10 protein-coding genes and 1 pseudogene are annotated in these 7,376 nt (G+C 40.8%); all 11 read left to right on the top strand.

The window, feature by feature from the left end:
• Positions 1-263: 263 nt before the first annotated feature.
• The 11 genes and pseudogenes from D908_RS01875 (at position 264) to D908_RS01905 (ending at position 6,903) form a co-directional block, all read left to right on the top strand.
• A complete protein-coding gene (locus D908_RS01875; RefSeq protein ID WP_005527292.1) occupies positions 264-503 on the top strand; it encodes a hypothetical protein in 240 nt (79 codons plus the stop codon).
• Positions 504-1,157: 654 nt separating this feature from the next.
• Positions 1,158-1,607 (top strand): hypothetical protein, encoded by a 450-nt coding sequence (locus tag D908_RS01880; RefSeq protein ID WP_032467756.1) that lies wholly within the window; start codon positions 1,158-1,160, stop codon positions 1,605-1,607.
• Positions 1,608-1,761: 154 nt separating this feature from the next.
• Entirely contained in the window at positions 1,762-2,139 is a 378-nt protein-coding gene (locus tag D908_RS01885; RefSeq protein ID WP_005527286.1) for a nuclear transport factor 2 family protein, read from the top strand.
• Between the two features lie 776 nt (positions 2,140-2,915).
• Positions 2,916-3,002, top strand: coding sequence for a DUF645 family protein (locus D908_RS23240; RefSeq protein WP_390622368.1), 87 nt, complete (start codon positions 2,916-2,918; stop codon positions 3,000-3,002).
• Positions 2,981-3,094 (top strand): annotated as a pseudogene (locus D908_RS23235) (DUF645 family protein); the annotation flags it as partial. The gene D908_RS23240 and the pseudogene D908_RS23235, both read left to right, overlap by 22 nt.
• A 198-nt stretch (positions 3,095-3,292) precedes the next feature.
• Positions 3,293-3,946 carry a hypothetical protein gene (locus tag D908_RS01890; RefSeq protein ID WP_005527281.1) on the top strand — a complete coding sequence of 218 codons (654 nt, stop codon included), beginning with the start codon at positions 3,293-3,295 and terminating at the stop codon, positions 3,944-3,946.
• A 152-nt stretch (positions 3,947-4,098) separates the two neighbouring features.
• Complete coding sequence (locus tag D908_RS01895; RefSeq protein WP_032467755.1) at positions 4,099-4,650, top strand: sugar O-acetyltransferase; 552 nt, start codon at positions 4,099-4,101, stop codon at positions 4,648-4,650.
• Between the two features lie 272 nt (positions 4,651-4,922).
• On the top strand, positions 4,923-5,210 hold the full coding sequence (locus D908_RS22355; protein WP_005527275.1) for a hypothetical protein: 288 nt from the start codon (positions 4,923-4,925) through the stop codon (positions 5,208-5,210).
• 196 nt (positions 5,211-5,406) lie between these two features.
• Positions 5,407-5,685 (top strand): hypothetical protein, encoded by a 279-nt coding sequence (locus D908_RS0119980; protein WP_005527273.1) that lies wholly within the window; start codon positions 5,407-5,409, stop codon positions 5,683-5,685.
• 150 nt (positions 5,686-5,835) lie between these two features.
• Entirely contained in the window at positions 5,836-6,168 is a 333-nt protein-coding gene (locus D908_RS01900; protein WP_005527271.1) for a hypothetical protein, read from the top strand.
• A gap of 174 nt (positions 6,169-6,342) precedes the next feature.
• A complete protein-coding gene (locus D908_RS01905) occupies positions 6,343-6,903 on the top strand; it encodes an O-methyltransferase (RefSeq protein ID WP_235047397.1) in 561 nt (186 codons plus the stop codon).
• The last annotated feature ends 473 nt before the right edge of the window (positions 6,904-7,376 follow it).

The following is a 7,376-nucleotide window of genomic DNA, read 5'->3' as shown; positions in this document are numbered from 1 at the left end:
TTCACAGCTTTTGGCGTTGGACGTGTGTTTGTGTGATGCTTTTGCGTAAAATACCTTTCAAGAAAAATGGTTAAAAGTCATTTTGAAACAATAGGCTACGAAGCTAACAAACGCCTCAAGAGGGACTGTCAACGCGTGGCGTTTCCAGTCCCATTGAGCCGCGGTGGTTTCGGTTGTTGTGGTTGAGTTTAGTTGTATGCGTTGCCAGCCCCTTAGGCGGGCGTTAGTTTGAAAGGATGACTTACATATCCTCTGGAAAAGCAATGGAATTGGCTTTGGAGCTTGAAGAGCAGCTCGAATTAAATATATCAAACAAGTCAGTTAATGCTCTCTCAATCTCTTTGGCAAAAACTATCGATCAAGCTAAACGAGGAAAAATTAAACATACCTTAGATCGTATAGAGGGAAGTGCTGCTTTTTCGCATTGTTCTTTGCGTGAGTTTCGTGAACTAGAGGAAGCTTATGCCAAATTCAAACTGTATATAACGCTAGGTGTTTACTAAACGCGAGTACTCGTGATTTAAGTCATTAAATTCAGTACTGGTGAGTTCAGTTAAAGTCTCATAATGGTATTGTTGTACATAGTGATTTCTCCTCTAGTTCTGTGAATTCCGGGCATTTATTCGACTCTGTTTGTTGTTTTCGAAGTTTAAAAGAACGTAAAATCAACCAGTTGAATTTTCAAACTAACAAAATGTTCAAGAGGGATTCGCAACGCGTGGCATTTTCGCTATGCGTTGATTTTTGTGTTTAAGATGGTTGCAGCAACATCGGTATTGCGTCGCTCATCCCTTAACATGGCGTTATGCGTTAATGCACATTTTGCGAGGTGAAAATTGCTAGAAGAATTTAAAAAATCGTTTAACTCGGTTTTATATGAACGAGTGTCAAGTCCATTGTATGGTACGTTTATAGTGGCTTGGGTTATTTGGAATTGGAAAATATTATATGTAACGCTATTTGTTAGTGAAAATGAGTTAGCGTTTCATAAACTCAAATGGATAGAAACCTATGCTCTGAACCTAAGCGATTTGCTTTACAAGCCTATTATTTCGACAATTTTCTTTTTAACCATAATGCCATTTGTAAGTAATGGATTTTACTGGCTTCATTTACGTTTTCATAAGTAGAAAGTTGATACGCGAAACTCAATTGAAATGAAATCACTACTTACTCTTGAGCAATCAATTGAAATCAGGCGTCAAATGGAAAATATGTCTAATATGCTAAATAGCACAATAGAAAATAAGGATATTGAAATTAAGCAGCTTAGAATCCAATTAGAGTCTTCAGAGCAAGAACAACCAATCAAAATTAGAAACAGTGAAAATACTGCAAGCACACAATCTCTTAAAAATAATAATCGAGAGCTAGTTTTGCAAATTATCGAAAATCCGAGTTTGTCCGAGTCATTTGATACAGTTTTAGAGTACATCCAAGCTGGTTGGACTGGTGCTCATACTGATGAAAAGATTTCTCCAAGAGATTTAGCATTTCTAGAAGCTCATGATGTAATTCAAAGTAAAGGTGATGGTGCATATGTGTTTGGGCCAGAAGGGAAAAATGTACTTAAGGAAATATTTGCTATTCGTGGACAAAACGCATAACAAACGCCTCAAGAGGGACTGTCAACGCGTAGCGTTTCCAGTCCCAATGAGCCGCGGTGGTTTCGGTTGTTGTGTTTGAGTCTAGTGTAATGCGTTGCCAGCCCCTTAGGCGGGCGTTAGCTGATTTTCGGCATCATAAGAAAAGGATTTGTGCATGAAAAATACAGAAATAGTAAAAGAGCTTTGGACTAAGTTCAGCCAAGGCAATTACGTTGGCTGTGAAGCATTACTCCATGAAAATCTGAAAGTATTATGGCCGACAAGTCGTGAATATTATGAAGGCCGGGATGATTTTATTACGGTAAATGAAGCCTTTGGCAAAGACTGGACGTTCGATATCCTGTCACTGGAAGAAACCATGAGCGATAAAGTAATCAGTGTTGTTCATGTTTCAAGCCCCAACTGTCCAGACAGTTTTTATGCAACAAGCATCTTTAGTTTTGCATCAGGTGTTATCACCAATATGGAAACCTATTGGGCATTTCAAGATAAGCAGCCAGAATGGCGTAGAAACTTAAGTAAGGTGTATTGATCAGCTAACAAACGCCTCAAGAGGGACTGTCAACGCGCGGCGCTCCCAGTCCCAATGAACTGCGGTGGTTACGGTTATTGTGTTTGAGTTTAGTGTTAATGCGTTGCCAGCCCCTTAGGCGGGCGTTATGTTTAATCACGTAAAATCAGTTGGTTGCATCTCTTCCTTTCATTCTCGGCTTTCTAATTTTGGTCTTGTCGGCAAGTTAACCTCATTGGGCGCTGTTTTCTGGACTCCAATTCTTGGGCGCGAAAAATTCTGAGAGTTGCCTCATTAAAGCTCAGTGCATTTGGGAATCGAATAAAGCGTCTTTGTTTCAAAGTTTCAACTCCAGTTTTCGGCTTCTCACGCTAAAACTCAAAATCATTAGAATCAAATTTATGAGTTAATTCAGCTTTTTAGCGTCTGGTTTTGGTTTTCAAAGTTAAGTCGAGTTAAGCTCTTGGTGTCGTAAAACTTAACCGTTCGAGTCTTAAACATAACAAGGCGTTTAAGCGGGATTCATGCCGCGTGGCATTTTTGGTTTACAGTGAGTTTTGGTGGTGAAAGTGGTTTGCAGAAGCTTGGTTTAGGCGGCATTCACCCCTTAACGCGGCGTTAGCTTCTTGAGACGAAAATCATCGAAATCTGGGTTTAATTGTCCTAAAAATTCAGCTTCTAGCATTCAAATGTCACTATTTGGCTTTTGAGTTTTCCTGATGCTGATTTGGTAGAAAGTGTTGAATGTTCAGCAGTTTCAAAGTTGCTGAAAGCCAACAAGTCTCGATACTTCAAAGTTGTTGGATGTTCAACACGGCCAGCTTGGTTTCACAAAAGGCAGCATCGTCACTGAAATCGCGCTTTCTTTGATGTGGATTCTGTAAGTGGCCAACTCAACCTTGATCGCTGTGAGTTTTGGCAGCTCACTTCACAGCTTTTGGCGTTGGACGTGTGTTTGCTTGATGCTTTTGCTTAAAATGGTTTTCAAGTAAATATGTGTTTAAAAAGTTATCGCTAAACAATAGGCTACGAAGCTAACAAACGCCTCAAGAGGGACTGTCAACGCGTGGCGTTTCCAGTCCCAATGAGCCGCAGTGGTTACGGTTGTTATGTTTGAGTTTAGTGGTATGCGTTGCCAGCCCCTTAGGCGGGCGTTAGGGCATTCGAGGAGAGTATGAGTTCAGAGGTTAATGAAATAATTGACTTGTTTATTACCAGAGAAGCAAAATTTAGATCATGGAGAATTTATTTATTTGAGTCTTCCTTTGAAAAATGGTCATTATTATTGGCGATCTTATCTTTGGTGACAGCAATAATTCTTTTGTTTTTAGGATGTAAGGGTTATTCAATATATTTTCTTATCCTATGTTATCTATTTGTTTTCGCGTATGTTTTATCAACGGCAGTAGGGGCGTTTACATTCATATTTTCAGCTAAGCGTAGTGTGTTGAATGCCATTAAAATTAACAACGAGTCATCTTCTGGGTTGGTTCATGAACTTGCGAAATATAAAGTTGAGTCATTAAAGTATGTGAAATGTTTATTTGAAAAGCACATTGCATTTCTAACGGGGCGAGCGAGCTTTCTAGTTGGAGCTATGGATAAACTGGGGGTTTTTCCTGCTTTGTTCATGTTGTATTACACATATACGCAACTACCAAAAATAGAAAATAACACGTTAAATCTCGCCCAGATTTGGGCTCTATCATTTCTAGGGGGGTTGTACATTGGGATGTTATTAATCAAATCAATAATTGATACATTACAGAACTATATTATCCGTCTTGAGCAAGCGATAGACGAGGCGTCAGAGTTTAGATTGCCCTAACAAACGCCTCAAGAGGGACTGTCAACGCGCGGCGTTTCCAGTCCCATTGAGCCGCGGTGGTTACGGTTGTTGTGTTTGAGTTTGGTGTTATGCGTTGCCAGCCCCTTAGGCGGGCGTTATGAGCAGCATTAAAATTTAGAACTGAGTTGTATATGTCAGAAAGAGAAAAAATGCTCTCTGGTGAGTATTACGACCCGAGTGACGCAGAGCTCGTCAAGCTGCGTCTTGAGGCTCGTTTACTCACAGAGAAGCTAAATCAAACAAGTGTAAGTTGCCTAGAGAAAAGAGTAGAGATAATCAAATCCTTGTTGGGTTCTACTGGAAATAGCATTCACATTGAATCTACCTTCAACTGCGATTACGGGCTGAATATACACGTTGGTGAGAATTTCTATGCCAATTTTGGCTGTGTCATTTTGGACGTAGCGGAAGTTCGTATTGGCGATAACTGTTTTATAGCACCACAGGTTGGAATTTATACTGCAACTCATCCAATCGATCCGATTCAGAGAAACAGTGGGTTAGAGTTTGGAAAGCCAATTAGAATAGGTAACAACTGTTGGATTGGAGGTCATGCAACGATCAACCCAGGAGTAACGTTAGGTGACAATGTTGTTGTTGCCTCGGGAGCCGTTGTAACAAAGAGTTTTGGTAGCAATGTTGTCATTGGTGGCAACCCTGCACGAGTGTTAAAAGAAATCTAGCAACCTTTAGCTCGCTGCTCATAACAAACGCCTCAAGAGGGACTGTCAACGCGTGGCGTTTCCAGTCCCATTGAGCCGCGGTGGTTACGGTTGTTGTGTTTAAGTTTAGTGTTATGCATTGCCAGCCCCTTAGGCGGGCGTTAGTTGCCAACGAGAAAAACGCAGCTAAAACAAAAATATTTAGGCCTAATGTCCGTGTGTTTTTTGGCTAGGTTTTCGTATTTCAATTTTTAATTATTCGGGTTTGTGGAAATCGTTGTCAGGTTTCTTTTGTGGTTGGATTTTCTGTTTCAGAAACCGATTCACTTGCTGAAAAGCAGCTCGGTGATATTGTCTTTTCAAAAGAGCTTTTTGGTGTTGTAAGTCCGTTTTCTACGTCGCTATCTGTTCCAAGTGGTTTCATTGACAGTCGCTTTAAAACTACGCCTGATTTGAGTTTTTCAAAGCACGTAAAATCAAAAACGGTAATAAACTCCAAACCCAAGCCTTGGGTTTGGCAACTAACAAAGCATTCAAGAGGGATTCACAACGCTTGGCAGTTTTGGTTTGAATTAACTTAAGTGTTTACGGCACAATGGTTTAGTTGGGGGGAAATGCGTTGTTCACCCCTTAATGCGGCGTTAGCTGATTTTCGGCATCATAAGAAAAGGATTTGTGCATGAAAAATACAGAAATAGTAAAAGAGCTTTGGACTAAGTTCAGCCAAGGCAATTACGTTGGCTGTGAAGCATTACTCCATGAAAATCTGAAAGTATTATGGCCGACAAGCGTGAATTTTATGAAAGCCGAGATGATTTTATTACGGTAAATGAAGCCTTTGGCAAAGACTGGACGTTCGATATCCTGTCACTAGAAGAAACCATGAGCGATAAAGTAATCAGTGTGGTTTATGTTTCAAGCCCCAGCTGCTCAGACAGTTTTTATGCGACAAGCATCTTTAGTTTTGTATCAGGTGCTATCACCAATATGGAAACCTATTGGGCATTTCAGGATAAGCAGCCAGAATGGCGTAGAAACTTAAGTAAGGTGTATTGAGCAGCTAACAAACGCCTCAAGAGGGACTGTCAACGCGCGGCGTTTCCAGTCCCAATGAGCCGCGGTGGTTACGGTTGCTGTGCTTGAGTTTAGTGGTACTGCGTTGCCAGCCCCTTAGGCGGGCGTTAAGTTGAAAAGAGGAAAAGTCCAGTGGATGAAGTAAAGAATCAAGATCAAAAAAACATAATTGCTAAGTTAATGTCAGGTGACTATAGATTAGTAGATGTCTTTTGGGCTGGTTATGTAGTTGTTGGCGCGATTTTGACAAGCATAGGAACTAAACAGCAAACAGTTGAGTCTGCGCTGGTAGTCGTAATACTTATGTCAATTTATTATTTTGTTATTAGTATCGCGGTATGGAGTTCGGCTACTCAATATAAAGGCAAAAGGGTCTGGACTATTTTGGCTAAAATTATGGCTGTGATTGGGATTTTAAGCTCTGTGATTAATTTAGGTGTTTTAGGGTATAAGTTTCTTTTGTAACCAAATTTCAACTTAACAAACGCCTCAAGAGGGACTGTCAACGCGTGGCGTTTCCAGTCCCATTGAGCCGCGGTGGTTACAGTTGTTATGTTTGAGTTTAGTGTTAATGCGTTGCCAGCCCCTTAGGCGGGCGTTATACCTATTGAGGGAAATACGTTGGAATTTCAAAGAATCATGGAAGATTTAGAGCAGTTCGGGATACAAAACGATCTTGCTCAATCTGATAAATCAAAGAAGTACCTGAATATCACAAGAGACACTGGTCAGTTTCTATTTGTGCTTGTTAAAGCCACGGGCGCACGAAGGATCTTGGAAATTGGTACATCTAACGGATACTCGACGATTTGGTTAGCCTCGGCACTTCCCGATGATGGTAAGGTTTACACAATTGAAGCTAACCCTCAGAAAACCGAAGAGGCCTCGTTAAATTTCAATCAGACGCATACAAGCTCGAAGATAGTTCAACTTGTCGGAGACGTTACGGAAGTCCTAGCTGATGTGCCTGAAAGTATAGATTTTATCTTCCTTGATGCTGACAGGAAAACCTATGTATCGTTAGCTGACGACTTATTCAATCTTCTGAAAACGGGTGGTTTACTGGTCTGTGACAATGCCACCTCTCATGCAGATGAACTTGCAGAATTCAGAGTGTGGATAAGCTCTCAGCACAACCTGAGCGTTTCGTTAGTGCCAGTAGGTAAAGGTGAGTTACTGGCCTATAAGGGTGAAAAATAGGTATAACAAACGCCTCAAGAGGGACTGTCAACGCGTGGCGTTTTCAGTCCCATTGAGCCGCGGTGGTTACGGTTGTTGTTTTGAGTTTGGTGTTATGCGTTGCCAACCCCTTAGGCGGGCGTTATGCTTAATCAAACAAAATCAGTGGGTTATGGTTTTTCTTTGTTCCCTAGGCTTTTCAGTTTTGTGTTTGTCGGCAAGTCGGCTTTTTGAGCGCTGTTTTTCGGACTCTTATTCTTTGGCGCTAGAAATTCAGAGAACTGCCTCAATCAAATTTTGGGCAAGCGCGAGGTTAGTGCGGTTGGCTCAATCAGAAATCCATTTCTAGGTTTCAAACTAGATCTGCCAAAATTCCTAACCTGAATATCAAAACTATGATTCATTTCGGTTTTCTAAGTTTTGGCTTTTGTTTCTGAATCAAAGTCGAGTTAATCTTGTTTCCAGAAAAACGTAACCCATTGAAGCTTAAGCAT

Origin of the sequence: Vibrio mimicus CAIM 602, assembly GCF_000338875.1 — a bacterium.
Classification (GTDB): Bacteria; Pseudomonadota; Gammaproteobacteria; order Enterobacterales; family Vibrionaceae; genus Vibrio; species Vibrio mimicus.
The sequence above is the reverse complement of the archived record's forward strand: the minus strand, read 5'-3'. Positions and strand labels throughout refer to the sequence as shown.

Excerpts from the sequence above, each read along its gene's own strand:
- D908_RS01880 (WP_032467756.1), top strand. The coding sequence starts at position 1,158 with ATGAAATCACTACTTACTCTTGAGCAATCAATTGAAATCAGGCGTCAA.
- D908_RS01875 (WP_005527292.1), top strand. The coding sequence starts at position 264 with ATGGAATTGGCTTTGGAGCTTGAAGAGCAGCTCGAATTAAATATATCA.
- D908_RS0119980 (WP_005527273.1), top strand. The coding sequence starts at position 5,407 with ATGGCCGACAAGCGTGAATTTTATGAAAGCCGAGATGATTTTATTACG.
- D908_RS01905 (WP_235047397.1), top strand. The coding sequence starts at position 6,343 with ATGGAAGATTTAGAGCAGTTCGGGATACAAAACGATCTTGCTCAATCT.
- D908_RS01890 (WP_005527281.1), top strand. The coding sequence starts at position 3,293 with ATGAGTTCAGAGGTTAATGAAATAATTGACTTGTTTATTACCAGAGAA.
- D908_RS01885 (WP_005527286.1), top strand. The coding sequence starts at position 1,762 with ATGAAAAATACAGAAATAGTAAAAGAGCTTTGGACTAAGTTCAGCCAA.
- D908_RS01895 (WP_032467755.1), top strand. The coding sequence starts at position 4,099 with ATGTCAGAAAGAGAAAAAATGCTCTCTGGTGAGTATTACGACCCGAGT.